At 59.3% G+C, this 381-nt stretch carries 1 protein-coding gene; it reads right to left on the bottom strand.

All coding sequences use genetic code 11. The features are described from left to right. The coding region (locus HK26_RS12745; protein ID WP_143296374.1) for a hypothetical protein at positions 1–234 on the bottom strand (234 nt) is incomplete at its 3' end. Between the last annotated feature and the right edge of the window lie 147 nt (positions 235–381).

Below are 381 nucleotides of genomic sequence, written 5' to 3' on the forward strand. Positions count from 1 at the left end.
CAGCCGGAAACCCGGCGCCATGGGCGCACCATGCGCGCTGGCCCCATGACCGTACAGAAACCGCATGGCGTTGGCGGATGGGCGGACAATATCCATTTCCACAATACGGAAGGTGGAGAACGAGGACTGCCTAAACCGCACGATCTTGGTGGGTTTGGGCCTGATATCTGGTGCGACCAGCGCCCCATGCGGGCGTGCGCCATGTGCGCGCATGAGAATGCTGGACTGGACCATGGTTTACGCGGCCTTTGCTGCTTGTATGCGGTTGAACTGCCGCAGGGTGGCATTGAGACTGGCCTCCATGTTCTGGATAGCCGTTTTAACCTGTAGGGTTGCATCCGTGTTCTGCTGGAACAGGGTTTTGGCCAGAGAGGCCGTGAA

The organism is Acetobacter okinawensis (assembly GCF_002153655.1).
In the GTDB taxonomy this organism is placed as follows: domain Bacteria; phylum Pseudomonadota; class Alphaproteobacteria; order Acetobacterales; family Acetobacteraceae; genus Acetobacter; species Acetobacter okinawensis_A.